The organism is Candidatus Woesearchaeota archaeon (genome assembly GCA_030651135.1).
In the GTDB taxonomy this organism is placed as follows: domain Archaea; phylum Nanobdellota; class Nanobdellia; order Woesearchaeales; family JACPBO01; genus JACPBO01.
This window is the reverse complement of sequence record JAUSCS010000009.1, coordinates 18903-37927: the sequence shown is the minus strand read 5'-3', so window position 1 is coordinate 37927 and position 19025 is coordinate 18903. Positions and strand designations below refer to the sequence as shown.

The window sequence follows — 19025 nt, the reverse complement described above, 5'->3', positions numbered from 1 at the left end:
TTATTTTTTCTTTTTATTATTTTTCTCATCTTTCTCTTTTACAACCTCTGCATCAACAACTTTATCTTTCTTTTTAGGCTGCTCTTGCTCTTCTTCAGGAATGTCTCCTGGATTGACGTAATCAGGGCCTGCTCCATTTTGCTGCGTATCACTCTGCTGCGCCTTAGCCCTTTCTTCTGAAACCCTTTGATACAGTTCAGTGCTTAATTTCTGTATTTTCTCATTTATCTCTTCAAACTTTTTCTTTATTGCATCAACATCTTTCTTCTCAGCTTTCATCAGCTCTTTCAATTCATTTATTTCCTTTTTCACATCATTAAGCTCGTCTTCTTTTACTTTGCCTTCGAATTCCTTGAACAACTTTTCTGTTGTGTAGATCAATGTATCCGCGTTATTGATGATCTCGACATCTTCTTTGTGTTTTTTATCCTCTTCAGCATGCGCTTCTGCTTCTTTCCTCATTCTTTCAACATCTGCTTCATTTAGTTTGTTTGGCGCAATTATCTTGATTGACTGCTGCTTCCCTGTTCCAAGGTCTTTTGCAGTAACATGCAATATCCCATTAGCATCAATGTCAAATGTAACTTCAATTTGAGGAATTCCCCTTGGCGCAGGCGGTATGCCAACTAAATCAAACCTCCCCAAGCTCTTGTTGTCAGTAGCCATAGGCCTTTCACCCTGCAAAACATGTATTGTAACTGCAGTCTGGCTGTCGGCAGCTGTTGAAAATACCTGGCTCTTCTTTGTCGGGATTGTTGCATTTCTTTCTATAAGCGGAGTCCTTATGCTGCCCAATGTTTCAATTCCCAATGTCAACGGAGTAACATCAAGCAATAAAATGTCTTTAACTTCTCCAGCTAATACGCCTGCCTGTATTGCTGCACCCATTGCAACGCATTCCATCGGGTCAACCCCTCTTTCAGCTTTCTTGCCAACGAAATCCTCGACAAATTTCTGAACAATGGGCATTCTTGTAGGTCCACCGACTAAAATAATCTTGCCAATATCTTTTGCTGCAAGCTTTGCATCAGAAATTGCCTGTTCCAGAGGGTGTTTGCATCTCTTTATGATTGGATCAATGATCTGCTCCAGCTTTGCCCTTGTCAGCTTGAGCTGCAAATGCTTCGGGCCTTCATTTGTTGCTGTTATAAATGGAAGATTGATGTCTGTTTCAATAACATTTGAAAGCTCTATCTTTGCCTTTTCCCCTGCTTCTCTAAGGCGCTGCATTGCCATCTTATCTTTGCTTAAATCAACTCCTTCCTGCTTTTTGAATTCAGAAACTATAAAATCAACAATTAAATTATCCATATCAGTTCCGCCAAGCTGCGTATCGCCGGATGTGGATTTAACCTCAAAAACACCCTGGCCGAATTCCATTATTGTAACATCTAAAGTTCCGCCGCCCAAATCAAAAACAAGTATCTTGAATTCCTGATGAGCTTTATCCAAGCCATAAGCAAGGCATGCGGCAGTCGGCTCATTTACTATTCTTACAACTTCCAATCCTGCAATTGTCCCGGCATCTTTAGTTGCCTGCCTTTGGTTGTCATCAAAATAAGCAGGGCAGGTTATGACAGCCTTTTCTATTTTCTCGCCTAAGAATTCTTCAGCATCTTTTTTTATCTTTTGCAGCAAAAATGCAGATAATTGCTGAGGCGTGTATTCTTTGCCCCTGATATTATATTTGAATGTTGTCCCCATTTTTCTTTTGAATGCAGAGACTGTTCCTTCATGATTGGAAACAGCCTGCCTTCTGGCGGGCTCTCCAACTAACAGCTGCCCGTCTTTTGTAAATGCAACATGGCTAGGAAATGCCTTTCCATATGCTGTAACGCCCTCGCTGCTCGGTATTATCTTCGGCCTTCCGGCTTCCAAGAATGCTGCTGCTGAGTTTGATGTTCCAAGATCAATTCCGATTATTTTTTCCTTTCCCATTTTAGTCCTCCACTTTTAATTTTTATTTGAATTAATTTTAATCGCAATCATTATTTTGTCAAAGCTTTCGCCCTTAATTCTTCCACTCTTGCATCAGTCAGTATGCTCTTCTGCTTGTGCATTGTTTCCTCGTATGAAACAATCTTCACAACTTCAAACATTTTTGTCAGCTTGTTCAGCTTGAAGCTGTCATATGGCTTTATTGAGCCGAGCGCTTCATAAATCTCAAAATCTGATGTCAGGATTTCAACTTCTGAAGATTCGCACATTATCAGCGTCTCTATCTTGTCATCTTCGCCTATCAAATACCTCAGTATTGCTTCTGACGTGATGTATTTTTTTTGCTTTGTAGTTGTGTTCATTTTTTACCTCTTATTTCAACATTTCATAACTTAAAATTTCTTTCAGCCTTTTTTCGTCTTTTATTAGCTCCCCTAACTTGCCGCCTTCTATTGCATTGCTTGATTTTAGGAACGATGCATACTGCCTTACTGATTCCGGGTCATTTGCATTCACGCAAAAATTCAAGTCAAACCATTTCACTATCTCTTCGCCGTCTTTGCTGCACGTTCCTATTCTGCAGTATAGCGGCTTGAACTCGTTTATTGCGCATTTTTTATTTTCTAAAAAAATGCACGGCCCGTAATTGTTTTTTATTTTTATTGACTTAAAGCGGAATAATTTTGTGTTGAACTTTTCTGCTTCTTCCAAATGGTTTTTTTTGAACTCATCCTCGCTTAATTTCAAATTTTTTGAAATTTCTTTGATCTCTCCAGGCAGCAGATAACCGCCTCCAAAGCGGCAGCAGTGATCGCAGTCTCCGCATTCTATTTTGCCTAATTCTACAATTTCTTCTTCTTTTGTTTCTCTTGTAATAGTCATTTGAATTTATATACGCGGACTCATTGCATGATCATATGCAATTTCATAAATGCCTTCTACACCTGTTCTTTTTCTTGTTTCTTTGGACAAACCATCTTTTACAACATCGTAAAAAAGATCCCCTATTATTGTCATCTCTGCTTTTTTGTTTATTTTATCGGCTTGAGCAAAAACTCCATCTGTTTCTTCAATCATTTTTTGCTCACCTTCACTTTGCTGTGCCTGATCACAACATCTCCCAGCTTGTAGCCCTTCTGCAGCTCTTCCAAAATAATATCCTCATCCTTGTCTGATTTTTCGCTCAATAAAGCTTCATGCTCGTAAGGATCAAACTTCTTTCCAACTGTCTCAATCGGAGTTAATCCAAAATCTTCCATTAACGAATAAAACTGCGAGTAAATAAGCTCAACGCCTTTTACAAATTTCTGATGATCCTGGTCATTCTTCAATGCAAGCTCAAAGCTGTCCAGTATTGGCAAAAACTGCGAAACAAGCTTGCATGCAGTATATCCTGCAAGATCGCATTTCTCTTTTTCAGCCCTTTTTTTATAGTTTTCAAAATCAGCCTGCAGCCTCTGCAATAATTCTGTTAATTCTTTTATTTTGCTGTCTTTTTCTGATAAGTGTTTATTGAAATCCAAGTTATCTTTCAGTTCTTTTTCTTTGTTTTTATTCTCTGATTTTTCAATCATTTTTGCCTTGTCAAAACACTATAACCCCTCTTTATTTCGTTGACTTTAAATCAACGAAAACGTGGTAAGATGAACTTATTTAAATAGTTTTCGGTTTAAAAGAGAAAGTTTTATATATAAAGACGTCTTGCTCTCAGATATGGCGCCAACATTTAAATTCACCATAATAAGCTCCAACAAGCCTGTTGAAAAGAACATTAATCGTGAACTGCAATGGCTGGGCAGCTCTCTTGGCCTGTTCAATCTCCGCGACAAGGACAGCAGCTGCTTCCGAATCTTTGTTGAGTTTGTGAAAAGCGCCAAAACAAAGAAGCCGCTGTCAAGCGATGAAGTCGCTTATAAGCTTGACCTGACCAGGGGAACTGTTGTGCATCATATGAACAAGCTCATGGAAGCAGGAATTATCACGCACGAAGGAAGGAAATACCTGCTGAGGGTTGACAAGCTGGAAGTTCTTATTGATGAGATCGAGAATGATGCAAAAAGGGCTTATGAAGATCTGAAAAAGATAGCAAAGGATGTTGACAAGTGGATTGGATTGTAGAACGTTATCATTTAGAATGTAATTATTGCTATCGTTCTATCATCCTTAGATTTAGTCGATTTATATTTTTTCCATTTATCTGGATCTTCTTCTTCAACTTTTTCAAAAGCTTTTTCCCATCCTTTAATTGAGACTTCTTGGGATGTATCAAAATAACCATCAGTAAATAGTTCGATTGTCTTTATTTTTTCAGTATAGTATTCAAAGGTTTTTATAAACTTAGAGGGTGTTTTAGAGCCATCAATTACTCCATATCCCAAAGAGTCATTGGGATTATTTTGATATTCGAATTGTTTTACGAGTAAATGCATTATGTGATTTCTGCTTCCTTCAACGTCATTTGTTTCTCGAATATATTTTGATCTTTCTTCTGAATCATTAATGTCAATTTGTTTTATTTCCTGATAAACTTCAATTCCATTAATTCTAAAACCCAAATCTCCTAAATAAGTGATTATTGTTTTACCGCCAATTACCCTTACACAAATGAATCCGCAAGTAAATCTATATTTTGGGTCTTTGATATCTTTCAAAATGTTCAGTTTAGTATATGCTTCCCTGATTTTTTTGTTAATGTGGTTGATCAATTCAATTCCATTTAGATTGGTTGATAAACATTCATTTACGACAATTCGAGAAACAAGTTCTCCTCCTGTTTGGCCATTATAATTTCGACCGCTTTTATCAGTAGCACCATCGGCAATAACAAAACAACTCTCACTATAATTAAAATAATCCTCATTTCTGTTTTTCACCTTTCCTTCTGAAAAAGTTTGTACTTGTACCATGATAAATTAAATGAATAGACTAAGTTAAAAATGTATCGGATAAAAGAAGCGATAAAGGGATCATTTTCACTTAACTGCTATTCACAGCCTTAATCAGTAAATCGGAAACTTCCTGCAAAGATCAAGAACATTCTGCCTTACTTTCTGCTTTAATGCTGCATCATTTGGATGTTCAATAATATCTGCAATCCACTCTCCGATCTGCTTCATTTCATCTTCATTCATTCCCCTTTGCGTCAATATAGGAGTTCCCAGTCTTAATCCGGATGGCTTAAACGGAGTTGAGGGATCAAATGGGATTGTGTTTGCATTAAGGACTATTCCTGCTTCTTCAAGCGCAACAGCTATTTCTTTGCCCATGCCTTGTTTTCCTGCTGATTTTGTTTTGATAAGATCAATCAAAATCAAATGATTGTCTGTTCCATTTGAAACCAGCTTTATGCCCTTAGCCATGAGTGTTTCTGCAAGCGCTTTTGCATTTTTAACGATCTGCATTGCATACTGCTTAAATTCAGGCTCCATTGCTTCCTTAAAGCAGACAGCCTTTCCGGCTATGGTGTGCTCATGCGGTCCGCCCTGCAATCCAGGGAATACTGCCTTATCCAGTTGAGCTGCATATTTTTCCTTGCAAAGAATTATGGCACTTCTTGGGCCCCTCAATGTTTTGTGCGTTGTTGTCATCACAAAATCTGTGAACGGCAATGGAGAAGGATGAACATCTCCGACTATAAGCCCGGCAATATGAGATATATCTGCCATTGAATATGCTCCGATTTCCTGGGCTATTTCATGAAATCTCCTGAAATCAACTGTTCTCGGATATGCAGTATAGCCTGAAACAATCATCTTTGGCTTTTCTTTAAGCGCAATTTCCCTCACTTTGTCCATATCGAGCATTTCAGTTTCTTTATCAACGCCGTAATGCGCAAAGCTGAAAAGCTTTCCTGAGAAATTTACAGGGCTTCCGTGAGTCAGGTGGCCGCCGTGGCTTAAGTCCATGCCCATTATTTTGTCTCCGGGATTTAAGACAGAAAAATAAATTGCCATGTTTGCAGGGCTCCCGGAATTTGGCTGCACATTTGCATGCTCTGCATTAAAGAGTTTTTTGGCCCTTTCAATCGCAATAGTTTCTATTTCATCGCAATATTTATTTCCCTGATAATATCTTTTTTTAGGATAGCCTTCAGCATATTTATTGTTCAGCACACTTCCCATTGCCTCTAAAACAGCCCTGCTTGCGTAACTTTCAGAAGGGATCATGTTTAATTCTGTTCTTTGCCTTTCTAATTCATTTTGTATTGCATTATAAACTTCAATGTCTGATGATTTCAGCTCTTCTGTTTTCATTTTCTCTTCCTCTTGTAAGTCAGGAAAGAAAACTTAACATTCTCTCCTGTTTTTTTATCCTTTCCTTCTTTATCTTCTTTTTTAACCAGTTCCCATTCATTAAAATTAATTTCAGGGAATAAAACATCGCCTTCATAATCTTTATATATTCTTGTCAGCTCAAAGGTATCTGCCACTTTTAATCCTAATTTGTAGATGCTTGCCCCTCCTGCAATGAATGCCTTCTCCACGCCTTTTTTCCTGCAGCACTCTATTGCTTCATCAAAATCAAAGAATATTGTTGTTCCTTTTGGCTTGTAATTTTTGTCAAAAGTAAGCACAATGTTTTCCCTTCCAGGAAGCGGCTTTGCATTTTCAGGCAATGATTCATATGTTTTATCACCCATAATGCACGGATGGCCCCATGTTGTTTCCTTAAAATGCTGGAAATCCTCCTGTATTCTCCACGGAATGTCGCCTTTATTTCCGATCACATTGTTCTGCGCAACTGCAGCAATCACGATTATTTCAGTCATTTCTTACACCGCTATCTCAAATTTTATTGCCGGATGACACTCGTAATTTTCAGCTTTTGTGTCTTCAAATTTCCAGTCAAATATAGACTTAAAATTCTCGGTTTTTATTGAAGGCAGTTTGAATGGCGCTCTTTTAAGCTGCTCTTTCAGCCCTTCAACATGGTTTAGATAAATATGTGTGTCTCCCAAGAAACCAACAAGCTTTCCCTCTTTAAAGCCGGTTTCCTTGGCGAGCAGATGCAGCAATAATCCATAGCTTGCAATATTAAAAGGCAGGCCTAATGCGCTGTCAACAGATCTCTGATTCCACATCAGGTTCAGTTTGTTATTTAGGACAGTTACCTGAAAACCATAATGGCAAAAAGGCGGAATTACTTTGCTTACATCAACAGGATTCCATGCCAGCACTAGCATCTGCCTGCTGTACGGCTTATTTTTTAAATCATCAACCAATCTTTTAAGCTGGTCAACTCCTTTTCCATTATAATCCTTGTCATAGCCTTCGTATTTTGCTCCAAAATGCCTCCACTGCCATCCGTAAATCGGTCCTAAATCCCTTTCTTCCATCATTCGTTTTTTTGCTGCTTCATCATGGGAATAAGGAATTATCTCTGGAGAACACCATTCATCCCAAATGTGGTTGTTTCTCTCCTGAAGCCATTTTTTATCTGAAATCCCTTTAATAAAAAATTCAAGCTCAGACGCAACCAGCCTTAAAGGAACTTTTTTAGTGGTAAGCAAAGGAAAGCCTTCAGCCATGTCATGCTGAAACATAGCTCCTGCAATAGCGATAGTGCCTGTTCCAGTCCTGTCTTTCTTAATAACTCCTTCATCAAGAATCCTCTTAATAATATCCAGATATGCTTTCATCCAAAACCCCCTATATGGATTTTAGATATCTTGTTTATATGCTTTATGGTTTTGGATTTAGTAGTCTCGATTTATCAAATAAAAAACTCCATTTAGAAGCCAACTATAATTCTTCCTTGAAATACTCTTGAATAATAGGAGCATATTTCCTATCAAAATCCTGTTCATTTAACCGAAAATCCATGGCATTAATTCTTGATACCACAAACCAATGATATTTGATTGAAGATCTCAAAGTTAAAAATTCCCCTCTTTTATAATCGTCATAAGATCCTGCTAAAAAACTAATAGAAAAAGCAAACGGAACACTAACCGCCATATTAAATGCAACGAATTCGCCCAATAATGCCGTCAAAGTTATGCTCATATATCAGAATAATTAAGACTCATATAAAAACTTTTCCTCTCTGCTCTTTTTTCACAAACTATATAAATAAACTGATAAGACACAATCACGGGGTGCATCAAGATCATAATCGGGCTTACAGGAACAAACGGAGCTGGAAAGACAACTGCTGCAGACTATTTGAAGCAGAAAGGATTTGCTTATTTTTCGCTTTCTGATGCCATAAGAGACGAGCTGAAAAAGCAGAACATCGCTGAAACAAGGGAAAGCTTAATAAATATGGGGAATAAACTGAGATCAGAGCTTGGGGCGAATATACTTGCAAAGAGAATTGCTGAAAAGATTGATCTGTCAAAAAATACAATCATTGATTCAATAAGAAATTCAGAAGAAGTGAATGAACTGAAAAAATTAAAAAATTTCATTTTTGCTGCTGTTGATGCTCCGATTGAAGCAAGATATAAAAGGCTGAAAGAAAGGTTTGGAAGGCAGGAAGCTTACAAAACACTGGAGCAGTTCAGGGAACAGGAGCAGAAAGAGTTCAGCCAGGATAAAACAAAGCAGCAGCTTGGGATCTGCATCAAAATGGCTGACAAAATCATTATTAATGACGGAACAATTAAAGAGTTAAAAAATAAGATCGATAATACAATAAAATGACACAAGAAAGAAAAACAAACAGGCCGAGTGTTGATGAATATTTCCTGAAGATAGCTGCGGTTATTGGCGAGAGAGCTACCTGCCAGCGCCATAATGTCGGAGCTGTTTTAGTCAAAGATAAGCACATCATAAGCACAGGCTATAATGGCGCACCTGGAGGCTGCAAAGACTGCCTTGAGCTCGGCTGCTTAAGGGATGAATTGAAAATACCTTCCGGAACAAGGCACGAGATATGCAGGGCAGTGCATGCTGAGCAGAATGCAATAATACAGGCTGCGCTGCACGGCAAGCATACAGAAGGATCAACAATGTACTGCACTCATTCGCCGTGCAACATCTGCGCAAAGATGATCGTTAATTCAAAAGTTAAGAGATTTGTCACATTCAGCGATTACCCTGACAAGGATGCCATTGAGCTGTTCAAAGAAGCAGGGGTTGAGTTTGTAAAGCTGAATATTCCAGATACGAAGATTTATTTGAAAGCGTAATTATTCTATTCTTATGATCTTTTCTTTATCTTTCAATCCATAGATTATTTTTACATCTTTCTTCAGCAGCTTTTTAAAAAACCTTATGATCTCTATATTCGCCTTGTTCTCTTCAGGAGGGGCTTTCACATTCAGCCTTAATGCGGATTTTTCCTGATCATAGCCGATGATCTCTGTTTTAGAAGAATTTGGCTTTGCAATGATCTTTATTTTTTCCCTGTCTTTTAAGAAATCCGGAAATTCACTCATTTCAATTACTTATATTCTCTCCATACATGCTTGCATTTTTCGCATTTGTAGAATCTTGTTTCAGCTTCATCACCTGCCCTTGTCTGCATTGTCCAGAAATATGCCTTGCCATGCCTGCATTTGTCACATTCTGCATCTGTCAACGGAAGCATCTCATTACCTGCATCTGCAACCCCGAACATTATGTCTTTCTTGGCTTCTTTTTTTGATTCATCTTTCAGCTTTAAGTTTTCCTTTCCTTTATCCTTATGGCCGCACGAGCACTGCCAAATGCCTTTTTTAGGCAGCATTATTGAGCCGCATTTTGGGCAGAACATATTATTCACCTCACGCAAAAGTTAAATTTTCCAAACACGCATAAAAACTTCACAAAGCCGATTTTCACATAGCCGAGATAAGGAACCCTGAAAAGAGTTTTTCCAACAAGCTGCGCTTCAGTTATCTGCAGCTCATCCTGCACATGGCCTGCATTGTTGTCGCCTTTTGTCCTGAAATAATAAATATTGCCGTCTGTCCATTTCTTGATGACTCGATGAATTATCGGATCAGACCTATATGGGCTTCTGAAAACAATTATATCTCCCATTTTTACGCTTTTGGGATCAGCTTTCCTTAAAAACATTATATCGCCTATGTTAAAGCCCTTTGCAAACGGATATTTCTGGAAATCTTCTTTTGTGACATTGTACTTAGCATAAAACTGGCCCTGATTGCATGCCCCTGACTCGCACAATGCACGAGAAGCCCACCATTCATCGAATTGCTGATGATGCTCCATGCTTGATGAAACAACAGCGACTATCGGATGGGATGTGCCCAGGACCAATCCCAAGCCAGGATAGACGATGAATTTAATCAGAACAAAAGCAAGGATTATGTTGACGATCCAGCTCAGTAAGCTGTCCTCATGCCATATGAAGTGCCATGTTTTTTTCAGAAATTTAGTTAATTTTCCCATTTGCTTTAAAATAATGAAAAATATTATAAATATATCGGTTTTATAACACAAATTATGAATGAAAATTATTATGAAGGTGTGCTTCAGCTGAGAAATCCGACTGAAGAAATAATAAGCTTTGTCAAAGCTCAGATCAACAGGGAAAAAAGCGAACGCATATTTGTAGCGAAAGCTGTTGATGTTGAAAAAGGGGTTGATCTTTATCTGAGCAACAATGGGTTTCTGATAAGCTTAGGCAAGAGATTAAAAAAGCATTTCAGGGGCGAGCTTTTGATCACCACCAGGCTTTTCACAATGGACAGGCTGACAAGCAAGGAAGTCCACCGCGTTAGTGTGAAATTCACACCGGCAGCGATCAAGAAAGGTGATATCATAACTTACAAAGGCGAGAAAGTGGAGATCATGGGGACTGGAAAGAAGATAAGCGCAAAGAACATTAAAACCGGAAAGAAGATGATGCTGGATTTTGGCAAGCTTTAACTTTAAGCTGCTTTTTCTCGTCTATATTCTTGCACAACCTTGCTCAGTATATCTGCCTTCTCTTTCTGACTTTCAAAATCCTTTTTATTCGCAATCGCAAAATACTCGTTTTCCTCGATCTGAATTTCTTTTGAATTAATAAAAATGAAGTTTTCCCTTAATTTCTTTGATGGCTCTTTTTTGAATATCACAAACCTTACTTTGTCTTTCAAAGATTCAATTATTCTTTCGCTGTAGGTATTTGGATCATCAACAAACAGCACGTCTTCTTTGCCAATGTTCAATATCTTATTCTTTGATTCAAATTCCTGATTTGTGAAGTTATCCAGTTTTTTAGCAAGAAAATTCTCATCGCCAATCTTTGAAATAAAGCTGTGAATGTTCTTCAGATCCTCTTTTAATCTGCTTAATTCTTCCTCCTGTTTTTTATTGTTCTTCGACAATGAAAAAATCTTGTTTTCCTTAAACCCGAGCATTTCCCTATATTTTCCTTCGGGCCTCACTTCTGGTTTTGAGCTGATCCTTTCAAACAGCTTTTTATTCTTTGCCTGCAAAATCTCTATTCTTTGGTTTAATTTCTTATTGAAATCCCTGACCAATTCAAGCTCTTTTCTTAATTTCTCATAATCTTCAGGCTGCCTTTTTATTATGATTTCTCTTTTTTCATAGATCGTCACAACACTTTTCTTCTTTATTTCATCCAGAGCAGTTTTCATGCTTATCTTCTCTCTGATAACTTTTTCCTTCAGCTCGTTTTCAATGTCTTCTATTTTATTTTCCTTGACAAAAATATCGAGCTTTGTAAACAATGCAGACAGCCTTTTGAAAACAAACAATGCAGAAGAGATGGCGTCTAATTCGTGAGGATTGCTATAAACCAGTTCTTTCGCAAATTCCTTTTTTTCTTCAACAAGCAGGTCTTTATCAGGATATATCAACTCAGCTCCTGTTTTGGCTGCAAACTCGACAACAAAGCTGGAAGGTGGATTCTTGTCAGAGCCAACTAATAAAGGCTTTCCAAGCTTCATCACTTCAGAGATTATTCTGCTGATATTGTGCTCTTTGGAATAATCTTTTTTAATAAGCTGTTTGTTTATATCAAACACTGCATAAGCAGATGTTGTTCCGGGATCAATGCCTATAACTAACAATGTTTTCATCTTACATATCAAGAAGATTCAGGCCAATCTCTTCGCTGTATTTCCTGTTTATTTCAGAATCCAGCTTTACAAGGAATACTTCGCATGTTGCTGCAACTGTTGCTTCTTTCAGATGCCCGGCATAAGGCCTCATATCCTTGTCAGAAACAGTAATGTGCGTATGAAGTATTGGCTTGCTGTCCATGATCATCACATTGCCAGTCATATTCGCAATCTCCAAGGGCTCTTCTATAATTTTGGAAGAATACGTCTTTGTATCAACAACATAATGCATAAGCTCAACTCTGTTTATCGCTCCCAATCCAAAAAACAGGCCGTTCCTGATTTTATTTTTACTGCAAAAATCAATAATGCCTTCAATTATCTTTTCTCCTTTCTCCAGCCTTATAACATAGAAAATATCATTTGCCTGTTTGTGCTTCATTTTTCTCTCCCTTTTATTTCATTCACAATTTTGATTATTATCTCTGAATAATTATAACATGGAAGCCCAAATTGTTTTAATTTATCTTGCGTAACAGTTATAACAGGGGTTTTATCATTTTCATTTTTTGGCGTTACTGAAATATTAAAGCAAGACAATATATCCTTTGCAATGTCAAATCTGGATTTCAATTCAGGAACAGCTATTGGAATGATTTCATTTGTTATACTTTTTTCAAGCGATATTTGTATAACCTCTGAAATATGGCTGAGCCATGTAGGCTGAAATTTCCACGATGTATCATAAATTGCAGGTGTTTTCTCATCAATATTTTGAAGTATTCTGTTAAATGGCCTGTCATTAGTTGTATTTGGGCTAAGTCCGATGATCAAAGAAGGCCTTAATATTATGAACCCATATTTCGTATTTTTAACATATTCTTCCCCGGCGAGTTTTGTTCTTCCATACGCATTTTGAGGAACAATCGCAATCATAACAGAGGAAATGTAAATAACTTTTGCTTTTATTGCATTTGCAGCATCAACAATATTTTTTGTGCCATCTTCGTTAATTTTTACTGCGAGCTCTGGATTTGATTCACACCATCTGGCGCTTGGATTGGCTGCAGCATGTATAATTGCAGCGGGCTTGAATTTTTTAACAATCTGCATAACCGCATCATGGTCAGTTATGTCTAATTGAACAAGCTCTGGAAAAATTTTATTTGTATTGTATGTTCCAACAACATCGAATTTTTTAGATAGATCAGAATATAAACGCGCCCCGACATAGCTGCTTGCGCCAGTAATCAATATTTTCATTTTAAGATTATTATATTCCCCCTTCCCTTCTTTATCTTTTTAACCACGCCTTTGTCTTCAAGCTCTGCAATCATCAAACTTATTTTTGCCTCTGATAAAGGAATCTGTCTTCTTAAATCCTTTTGCGTTGCCCTTCCGCCTTCTTTTTTTATGAGCTTTATTATCTGGTCCAGATCAGAAGGTTTGCTTTCTTCTTTCGAGATTGTTTTTTCAGTTCCTTTTATTACTGGTTTCTTTATTTTTTTATAATAATAAAAAACAGCCAATAAGACGATCAAGACTAAAATGATAATCAAAAAATAAACTAAATAATTAGGACTTTCAAAAGTTGCTGGAACTGTAATGCTCTCGTTCAGCAACTGATTTTCATCTTCAAATGAGGGGAACAGGATCAGATCAAGCCTGAACCTTCCTTCTGCCTTTACAGAGATCTTTTCAACAGCAGAAGATTCGAGAACATTATTAAGATAATAATTTGCCTTTATTATATAATCTCCCGCTGGTGCATCAAAAGAATAAGTTCCGTTCTTCGAGACATACTGCTGATTCGGTATGGTGTTGATCTCAACTATTACATTGTCTATTCTGTTTAAAGAAAGGTCATAAATATCGCCGAATATTGTTGCTGCGTATGTTATATTTACGAATAATAAAAAAAGCAGTATTAAAGATATCGCCCCCTTCATAGCAGCAGTAAACATATATCACTATAAAAATGTTTCTAAGACTTTAATTTTATCCTGTAAATATCAGAATAATTATTGCTATATAAAGTAAAAAGAGGCCAAATAGAGCTTTATAAAGCATTAAAAGGCTGATAAAAACTTTAAATTTCGGCTAAAAAAAGTTTATTTATAAATAAAGCGCTCATAATAGTTGTTAAAGATTATATTGTTTAATGAAAATTAAAACAACACGGGAGGTCATGAAAATGAGAAAAACAATAGCACTTTTTGTATTGGCTGTATTTCTAATCAGCCTGATGCCAATGGCATTTGCAGAAAATAATTCAAAAGAGAACTTTGGGAAAAAGATTGTAACGGCTGTGAAGATAGCAAAAAACAGTAATTTAACCCTTGATGAACTGAAGGAAAAGCTCGGAAGCAAGGTCGAAGCTGTCAGGGAGCATCAAAAAGGTCAGCTTATGATTGCTGTTGATAAATGCAATGAAAAGAATTTGACGGGATGCCAAGATAAATATGAAAAAAGAATTGCGCTTGTTGAAAAGCTAGGGGAAAAGGATCTTGAGAGATTAGATAAAATCCTTGAAAACAAGGCAAAACACGAAGCTGACTTTGAAAAATTAAAGAATTCAGGCGAATTCAGGCAGTATAAGGCAGAGCACGCTTATAAGGCAAGAGTTATAGTAAAAGAAAAGCTTGAAAATGCAAGAGACAAATTCACAGATGCAAAAGAAAGATACAGCGAAGCAAAAGAAAAATACCAGGATGCACGCCTTAAGTTCAACGAAACAAAAGAAAAGCTTGCAGAGTGCAAGAACACAAACACAACTGAATGCGCCGAATTAGGAGCATCAATAATGACGCAGGCAAAGGAACAGTTGCTGAATACAGCTGATGTGATGATAGAGTATCTTAACAAGCTAAGCTCAAAGATCGAGTCCAGCGAAGATCTGGCTGATTCAGATGCAAACGAATCAATTGGAGAGATTAATGCGCAGATCAGCGAAATCGAAGCAATCAAGGCAAAGATAGAAGCTGCTCAGACAAAAGAAGAAATAACAGCAGTAGCAAAGGAGTTAAAAGACAAATGGGCTGCAGTAAAAAACAAAGCAGAAATTCATGCCGGTAAGGTTGTGAATGCAAGGATCGGCGGCATTATAGTCAAGTCAAAGCAATTGGAAACCAAATTAAGCAGCATCCTTGAAAGAATGACAGAAAAAGGCAAAGATACGTCGGCAATTGCTCCATTAATAGTAGACTTCAATGCAAAACTCAACGAAGCAAGAATTCATTACAACCTGTCACTTGAAACATTCAAGGAAGCGAATGTGACTAATACACCAAATAGTGATCTGATAAAAGAAGCTCAAGGCTATATGAACGATGCGCATAAGGCATTGCAGGATGCCCAGAAAATACTGAAGGACATCGTTTCTGCGATAAAGCAAAACGGCGGGGAGGATGAATTAGAGGAAAACGATGAAACGACATGCACAGACTCTGACAGTGGGATAAACTATAATATAAAAGGGACAACGACAAAAGGAACAGAATCTAAACAAGATTATTGTCAAATGTGGAGTCCTTTTAGTGGTGATGAGGAACAGTTATACTTAGTTGAATACGCCTGCAGTAATAATGACATTTCATTTGACTTTTACGAATGTTCAAATTGCAGCGATGGTGTTTGTATAACACAGGCAACAAACTAGACAAATTCCACTGGCTAGATTTTATTTTTTTATTTTTATTTAATATTTAATTTGTATTTACTGGTAAACAAAGCAAAAAACTTAAATATAGGAATATGCGATTAATGCCTGAAGAGGTGATTTGATTGAAAAAAATAATAACTGTCTGCTTACTGCTGTTGGTGATCTCTTTAATCGGCTGCGCAAAAAAAGAAGCACTGCCAACAGGGCCAACATCAACTGAAGCAAGCGTTAATGACATCGGAAATGGCATTTCTGATGCTGATGCTATAGATAAGGATCTTAGCACAAGCGACCTGGATGATCTGGGTTCGGATCTGGACAATATAAACTGGTGATTTAGTCCAGTATAACTGAGAGAGATATGAAAAAGTCAATCATTCTAACTGCTTTTATCGCAGCACTTGTTTTGATTAGTAGTTGTGCTGGCAATATTGACAAATGCGACCTAAACAAAGACGGAAAAGTAAGCGCAATTGAACAGCAAAAATGCGAACAACCCACTGATGGAGGCGCCAAAGGCAAATGCGGCGATGGAATATGCGGAACTGTTGAAAAAGAAAGAGGAATTTGCCCAGAGGATTGCGAAGAAGAACCAACAACCACTCAGTTATACCAAGATTCGCCTTTTGGTGCGCATGGCGGATATACGGGATTAAGCGAAATTGGAATAAAATATAAAAGAAGCGCAGGCAATAATGCGCTTATCTGGGATTTAGTTGAACCTGAACTTGACACTAATTACAAATGGGATGATTTTGATAAACTTTTGGAAGCTGCTGATTCCTTTGGATTAAAATTAATGGTAACCATAATACCTATGAACACAAAGGATCAAATATCGTGCGGGAAATGTTCTTCAGGAGATGAAAGATGCAAAAGAAAGAATCCTTGCAGTTGGGAGAAATATTCAGAATTTCTCACAAGCGCCATAAACAGGTATAAAGATAAAATAAAATACTGGCAAATAGAAAATGAGCCTGCAGCAGGGCACTATTACGATGGAACTTCTGGGGAATATGCTGAGTTATTATTAAAATCTTATAAATCAATCAAAGATAGCTGTTCAGATTGTAAGGTTATTATTGCAGGAATGGCTGATTACCGCCCAACTCAAGTAGAATATTATGAAGGAATATTTTCTTATCTAAAAAACACAGAATGTGCAGAATCCGGCTGTTTTGATATATTTGACTTTCATACGAGTGATTACACTAAATTAACAGATAATTATGATAATATTATATCATTATTGTCAAAATATAGGTATGCAGATAAACCGATTTGGAGCACCGAATTTGGGCCTTTGCACAATACGCCTGCCTGCGAGGCGCAAGAAAACAAAGAAATCGGCGATGAGCTAATTAAGTCTTTTGTAGTTGCATTAGATGTTGGCTTTGAAAAGCTTTTTTGGAGAACTCATGAATGCCCAAGCTGGATTATGAATAAAGAAGGTGAAAAAACAAATGCTTATTATGCCTATAAAACATTGATCAATAAAATTGAGGGGTTTGATTCAGTTTCAAAATCAGCCGAAGGCCAGTACAAATTTAAGATTAATGAAAAAGATACCTATGTGCTTTGGTGCGATTCTGGAAGCTGCAGTTTGCCTTTAGAGGTAGTTGGCGAGGTAAAACTAACTGATTATTACGGCAATGAAGAGGCAATGAGCGCAAACAAAATCATCTTGTCAGAAAGCCCGATTTTTGCGGAGATTAAATCATGAATAAAAAAATCTTAATTACTGCAATTGTAATTGTTTTGATTATTGCTGTAGGCATCGGTATCTATTTTGTTTTACAGAAACCCCAATTTGACAAATGCGACCTAAACAAAGATGGAAAAGTAAGCGCAATTGAACAGCAGAAATGCGAACAGCAACCAGGAGGGAAATGCGGAGATGGTATTTGTGGAACTGTTGAAAAAGAGAAAGGAACATGCCCAGAAGACTGCGAAACAACCGGGTTGGAAAGTTGTTCAACATTGAAAGGCAATATATGCTCGACATCTCAAACATGCTCTGGCTCTTGGTTAGATGCTTCATATACTGAAAAATGCTGCAGCGGAGAATGCAAAACAGGCTCTGGACAAACCTCTAATTACAGTATGGATACAGGTGGTTTTATATGGGGAACAGAACTTTATCCAGACCAAATTGAAAACACCAAAGAGATTATTATTAATGATTTAAAAATAAAATATCTAAAAGTACGATTGCAAATAAATCAATTTTCCAGTGATGGAAAAACCTTTTCATCAATTGTTTGCAAACCATCTTCGTCGAATTGCAAAACAAGTTATAATATGGATGAAATAGTTCAAACATTCATAACAAACAGCTGGAGTATGCTTCCGATGTTTACACATAATACTGCTGACTCCAGTATAACTACTGATGATATAGATGATTATGTGAATTTTGTTGACTGGTTTGTCAGCAGATATAAAAATGATGCAAATATAAAATATATTGAATTGCTGAATAATCCAGCATCAACCTGGAAGGGAACTGAAGAACAATTGCTGGACTTGAATAACAAAGTCTATGATCGCCTTAAGGGCAAATATTCTGATTTAATGATTGGAACTCCTGGCTTTGAATACTGGAATGATATGTCTGCTGGTGAAGAGCTAAGCAGAACCAGTATGCTTGAATATTTCTTAAACAAAGAAAATGGAGCAAAATTTGATTTTTGGGCATTCCATGGATACTCAGCGCAGATAGTTAAAGATAAGAGCGGCATCTATCCGCCAACAAAAATCGCACTTTATAATAAATATGCAGGTGTTGAAGGAATTTTAGAAATACGCAAAAAACTTGATGAGAATGGCTGGCAGGATAGAGAGATTATTGATACAGAGCATGTAGGCGCTCTAGGAAATAAAGCAGAATCTCAAATTTCAGAAGAGGATTATCTTATGGATGCCGCATATTTACTGCAAGAATTGATTTTAAAAAGAACTTTGATGTATAACGGTAAATTAGTTTTATCAGGTATTTTATCTTTAAAAATTATTCCAAAAGGAGACAATGGAGAATTCCTATGGGGTTCTTTAATGCAAGATAGTTCATTAACACCCGGAGCAAGTGCTTATTCACTATTGCTTTCTAAATTAAATACTTATAATTATGATTCGCACATCAGCGGGGAATTTGACAATGAAAATCAAGTTTGGATTGAGAAATTTCAGTCAGGTAACAATAAAGAGCTTTATATATTTTTCAAGCCATTTAAATATCGAAGCGATGGAGAGCTTCAGAGGGATAATGAAGTCATGGATTACACTTTGAATCTGGCCAAAACGCCATCATCTGTTATTTTAACATATACGGACAGCACAACTAAAACTATTACTCCAAACAAAGCCATTATTCTAGAAGCAGAAAACTCACCCGAGTTTTTAGAAGTGGTTTATTAAACGCGGATAGCCTAAATACACGATATTTCAACAACTTTTTTAAATAAT

Annotated in this window: 25 protein-coding genes; 8 read left to right on the top strand and 17 right to left on the bottom strand. The window is 37.0% G+C overall.

What is annotated here, in order from left to right:
• From dnaK to grpE, 5 genes are read right to left on the bottom strand one after another with little or no spacing between them, the layout of a single operon-like run.
• Positions 1-1938, bottom strand: a complete 1938-nt coding sequence (gene dnaK, locus Q7J54_04760; protein ID MDO8740852.1) for a molecular chaperone DnaK — start codon at positions 1936-1938, stop codon at positions 1-3.
• A gap of 50 nt (positions 1939-1988) precedes the next feature.
• Positions 1989-2300: a hypothetical protein gene (locus Q7J54_04755; protein ID MDO8740851.1), complete on the bottom strand. Its 312-nt coding sequence runs from the start codon at positions 2298-2300 to the stop codon at positions 1989-1991.
• A gap of 10 nt (positions 2301-2310) precedes the next feature.
• Complete coding sequence (locus Q7J54_04750; protein MDO8740850.1) at positions 2311-2820, bottom strand: YkgJ family cysteine cluster protein; 510 nt, start codon at positions 2818-2820, stop codon at positions 2311-2313.
• 6 nt (positions 2821-2826) lie between these two features.
• Entirely contained in the window at positions 2827-3015 is a 189-nt protein-coding gene (locus Q7J54_04745; GenBank protein MDO8740849.1) for a hypothetical protein, read from the bottom strand.
• Positions 3012-3512 (bottom strand): nucleotide exchange factor GrpE, encoded by a 501-nt coding sequence (gene grpE, locus Q7J54_04740; GenBank protein ID MDO8740848.1) that lies wholly within the window; start codon positions 3510-3512, stop codon positions 3012-3014. Before grpE ends, Q7J54_04745 begins: the two co-directional genes overlap by 4 nt.
• Before the next feature lie 139 nt (positions 3513-3651).
• Between grpE and Q7J54_04735 the strand changes: the two genes are divergently transcribed.
• The gene (locus Q7J54_04735) at positions 3652-4056 is read left to right on the top strand and encodes a winged helix-turn-helix domain-containing protein (protein MDO8740847.1); all 405 of its coding nucleotides are present in this window, start codon (positions 3652-3654) and stop codon (positions 4054-4056) included.
• A gap of 11 nt (positions 4057-4067) precedes the next feature.
• Here Q7J54_04735 and Q7J54_04730 read toward each other — a convergent pair whose 3' ends face one another.
• The 5 genes from Q7J54_04730 to Q7J54_04710 form a co-directional block, all read right to left on the bottom strand.
• Complete coding sequence (locus Q7J54_04730) at positions 4068-4844, bottom strand: protein phosphatase 2C domain-containing protein (GenBank protein ID MDO8740846.1); 777 nt, start codon at positions 4842-4844, stop codon at positions 4068-4070.
• A gap of 93 nt (positions 4845-4937) precedes the next feature.
• Positions 4938-6191 carry a serine hydroxymethyltransferase gene (gene glyA / locus Q7J54_04725; GenBank protein ID MDO8740845.1) on the bottom strand — a complete coding sequence of 418 codons (1254 nt, stop codon included), beginning with the start codon at positions 6189-6191 and terminating at the stop codon, positions 4938-4940.
• Complete coding sequence (locus tag Q7J54_04720; protein ID MDO8740844.1) at positions 6188-6706, bottom strand: dihydrofolate reductase; 519 nt, start codon at positions 6704-6706, stop codon at positions 6188-6190. Before Q7J54_04720 ends, glyA begins: the two co-directional genes overlap by 4 nt.
• A gap of 3 nt (positions 6707-6709) precedes the next feature.
• A complete protein-coding gene (thyA, locus tag Q7J54_04715) occupies positions 6710-7576 on the bottom strand; it encodes a thymidylate synthase (protein ID MDO8740843.1) in 867 nt (288 codons plus the stop codon).
• A 103-nt stretch (positions 7577-7679) separates the two neighbouring features.
• Entirely contained in the window at positions 7680-7943 is a 264-nt protein-coding gene (locus Q7J54_04710; protein MDO8740842.1) for a hypothetical protein, read from the bottom strand.
• A gap of 108 nt (positions 7944-8051) precedes the next feature.
• Between Q7J54_04710 and Q7J54_04705 the strand changes: the two genes are divergently transcribed.
• Both Q7J54_04705 and Q7J54_04700 read left to right on the top strand, forming a co-directional pair.
• Entirely contained in the window at positions 8052-8582 is a 531-nt protein-coding gene (locus tag Q7J54_04705) for an AAA family ATPase (GenBank protein ID MDO8740841.1), read from the top strand.
• Complete coding sequence (locus tag Q7J54_04700; GenBank protein MDO8740840.1) at positions 8579-9070, top strand: dCMP deaminase family protein; 492 nt, start codon at positions 8579-8581, stop codon at positions 9068-9070. The genes Q7J54_04705 and Q7J54_04700 overlap by 4 nt, the downstream gene beginning before the upstream one ends.
• Here Q7J54_04700 and Q7J54_04695 read toward each other — a convergent pair whose 3' ends face one another.
• From Q7J54_04695 to Q7J54_04685, 3 genes are read right to left on the bottom strand one after another with little or no spacing between them, the layout of a single operon-like run.
• Complete coding sequence (locus Q7J54_04695; protein ID MDO8740839.1) at positions 9071-9319, bottom strand: DUF167 domain-containing protein; 249 nt, start codon at positions 9317-9319, stop codon at positions 9071-9073.
• A gap of 5 nt (positions 9320-9324) precedes the next feature.
• Positions 9325-9636: a transcription factor S gene (locus Q7J54_04690; protein MDO8740838.1), complete on the bottom strand. Its 312-nt coding sequence runs from the start codon at positions 9634-9636 to the stop codon at positions 9325-9327.
• A gap of 5 nt (positions 9637-9641) precedes the next feature.
• On the bottom strand, positions 9642-10277 hold the full coding sequence (locus Q7J54_04685; GenBank protein ID MDO8740837.1) for a signal peptidase I: 636 nt from the start codon (positions 10275-10277) through the stop codon (positions 9642-9644).
• Positions 10278-10331: 54 nt separating this feature from the next.
• Here Q7J54_04685 and Q7J54_04680 point away from each other — a divergent pair, with 54 nt between their 5' ends.
• Positions 10332-10757, top strand: coding sequence for an NMD3-related protein (locus Q7J54_04680; GenBank protein ID MDO8740836.1), 426 nt, complete (start codon positions 10332-10334; stop codon positions 10755-10757).
• 2 nt (positions 10758-10759) lie between these two features.
• Here Q7J54_04680 and Q7J54_04675 read toward each other — a convergent pair whose 3' ends face one another.
• From Q7J54_04675 to Q7J54_04660, 4 genes are read right to left on the bottom strand one after another with little or no spacing between them, the layout of a single operon-like run.
• A complete protein-coding gene (locus Q7J54_04675) occupies positions 10760-11917 on the bottom strand; it encodes a DUF460 domain-containing protein (GenBank protein ID MDO8740835.1) in 1158 nt (385 codons plus the stop codon).
• A gap of 1 nt (position 11918) precedes the next feature.
• Positions 11919-12341, bottom strand: a complete 423-nt coding sequence (locus Q7J54_04670) for a DNA-binding protein (GenBank protein ID MDO8740834.1) — start codon at positions 12339-12341, stop codon at positions 11919-11921.
• A complete protein-coding gene (locus Q7J54_04665; protein MDO8740833.1) occupies positions 12338-13162 on the bottom strand; it encodes a sugar nucleotide-binding protein in 825 nt (274 codons plus the stop codon). Before Q7J54_04665 ends, Q7J54_04670 begins: the two co-directional genes overlap by 4 nt.
• Positions 13159-13848, bottom strand: a complete 690-nt coding sequence (locus Q7J54_04660; GenBank protein MDO8740832.1) for a hypothetical protein — start codon at positions 13846-13848, stop codon at positions 13159-13161. The genes Q7J54_04665 and Q7J54_04660 overlap by 4 nt, the downstream gene beginning before the upstream one ends.
• 245 nt (positions 13849-14093) lie before the next feature.
• Between Q7J54_04660 and Q7J54_04655 the strand changes: the two genes are divergently transcribed.
• From Q7J54_04655 to Q7J54_04640, 4 genes are all read left to right on the top strand, one after another.
• Positions 14094-15557 carry a hypothetical protein gene (locus Q7J54_04655; protein ID MDO8740831.1) on the top strand — a complete coding sequence of 488 codons (1464 nt, stop codon included), beginning with the start codon at positions 14094-14096 and terminating at the stop codon, positions 15555-15557.
• Positions 15558-15682: 125 nt separating this feature from the next.
• Positions 15683-15895: a hypothetical protein gene (locus tag Q7J54_04650; protein ID MDO8740830.1), complete on the top strand. Its 213-nt coding sequence runs from the start codon at positions 15683-15685 to the stop codon at positions 15893-15895.
• Between the two features lie 26 nt (positions 15896-15921).
• Positions 15922-17283, top strand: coding sequence for a hypothetical protein (locus tag Q7J54_04645; protein ID MDO8740829.1), 1362 nt, complete (start codon positions 15922-15924; stop codon positions 17281-17283).
• Positions 17280-18977 (top strand): hypothetical protein, encoded by a 1698-nt coding sequence (locus Q7J54_04640; protein MDO8740828.1) that lies wholly within the window; start codon positions 17280-17282, stop codon positions 18975-18977. The genes Q7J54_04645 and Q7J54_04640 overlap by 4 nt, the downstream gene beginning before the upstream one ends.
• The last annotated feature ends 48 nt before the right edge of the window (positions 18978-19025 follow it).

What these genes read in the sequence shown, in the direction of transcription:
- dnaK (MDO8740852.1), bottom strand. Translation starts at nt 1,938, where the DNA reads ATGGGAAAGGAAAAAATAATCGGAATTGATCTTGGAACATCAAACTCA.
- Q7J54_04755 (MDO8740851.1), bottom strand. Translation starts at nt 2,300, where the DNA reads ATGAACACAACTACAAAGCAAAAAAAATACATCACGTCAGAAGCAATA.
- Q7J54_04750 (MDO8740850.1), bottom strand. Translation starts at nt 2,820, where the DNA reads ATGACTATTACAAGAGAAACAAAAGAAGAAGAAATTGTAGAATTAGGC.
- Q7J54_04745 (MDO8740849.1), bottom strand. Translation starts at nt 3,015, where the DNA reads ATGATTGAAGAAACAGATGGAGTTTTTGCTCAAGCCGATAAAATAAAC.
- grpE (MDO8740848.1), bottom strand. Translation starts at nt 3,512, where the DNA reads ATGATTGAAAAATCAGAGAATAAAAACAAAGAAAAAGAACTGAAAGAT.
- Q7J54_04735 (MDO8740847.1), top strand. Translation starts at nt 3,652, where the DNA reads ATGGCGCCAACATTTAAATTCACCATAATAAGCTCCAACAAGCCTGTT.
- Q7J54_04730 (MDO8740846.1), bottom strand. Translation starts at nt 4,844, where the DNA reads ATGGTACAAGTACAAACTTTTTCAGAAGGAAAGGTGAAAAACAGAAAT.
- glyA (MDO8740845.1), bottom strand. Translation starts at nt 6,191, where the DNA reads ATGAAAACAGAAGAGCTGAAATCATCAGACATTGAAGTTTATAATGCA.
- Q7J54_04720 (MDO8740844.1), bottom strand. Translation starts at nt 6,706, where the DNA reads ATGACTGAAATAATCGTGATTGCTGCAGTTGCGCAGAACAATGTGATC.
- thyA (MDO8740843.1), bottom strand. Translation starts at nt 7,576, where the DNA reads ATGAAAGCATATCTGGATATTATTAAGAGGATTCTTGATGAAGGAGTT.
- Q7J54_04710 (MDO8740842.1), bottom strand. Translation starts at nt 7,943, where the DNA reads ATGAGCATAACTTTGACGGCATTATTGGGCGAATTCGTTGCATTTAAT.
- Q7J54_04700 (MDO8740840.1), top strand. Translation starts at nt 8,579, where the DNA reads ATGACACAAGAAAGAAAAACAAACAGGCCGAGTGTTGATGAATATTTC.
- Q7J54_04695 (MDO8740839.1), bottom strand. Translation starts at nt 9,319, where the DNA reads ATGAGTGAATTTCCGGATTTCTTAAAAGACAGGGAAAAAATAAAGATC.
- Q7J54_04690 (MDO8740838.1), bottom strand. Translation starts at nt 9,636, where the DNA reads ATGTTCTGCCCAAAATGCGGCTCAATAATGCTGCCTAAAAAAGGCATT.
- Q7J54_04685 (MDO8740837.1), bottom strand. Translation starts at nt 10,277, where the DNA reads ATGGGAAAATTAACTAAATTTCTGAAAAAAACATGGCACTTCATATGG.
- Q7J54_04680 (MDO8740836.1), top strand. Translation starts at nt 10,332, where the DNA reads ATGAATGAAAATTATTATGAAGGTGTGCTTCAGCTGAGAAATCCGACT.
- Q7J54_04675 (MDO8740835.1), bottom strand. Translation starts at nt 11,917, where the DNA reads ATGAAAACATTGTTAGTTATAGGCATTGATCCCGGAACAACATCTGCT.
- Q7J54_04670 (MDO8740834.1), bottom strand. Translation starts at nt 12,341, where the DNA reads ATGAAGCACAAACAGGCAAATGATATTTTCTATGTTATAAGGCTGGAG.
- Q7J54_04665 (MDO8740833.1), bottom strand. Translation starts at nt 13,162, where the DNA reads ATGAAAATATTGATTACTGGCGCAAGCAGCTATGTCGGGGCGCGTTTA.
- Q7J54_04660 (MDO8740832.1), bottom strand. Translation starts at nt 13,848, where the DNA reads ATGAAGGGGGCGATATCTTTAATACTGCTTTTTTTATTATTCGTAAAT.
- Q7J54_04655 (MDO8740831.1), top strand. Translation starts at nt 14,094, where the DNA reads ATGAGAAAAACAATAGCACTTTTTGTATTGGCTGTATTTCTAATCAGC.
- Q7J54_04645 (MDO8740829.1), top strand. Translation starts at nt 15,922, where the DNA reads ATGAAAAAGTCAATCATTCTAACTGCTTTTATCGCAGCACTTGTTTTG.
- Q7J54_04640 (MDO8740828.1), top strand. Translation starts at nt 17,280, where the DNA reads ATGAATAAAAAAATCTTAATTACTGCAATTGTAATTGTTTTGATTATT.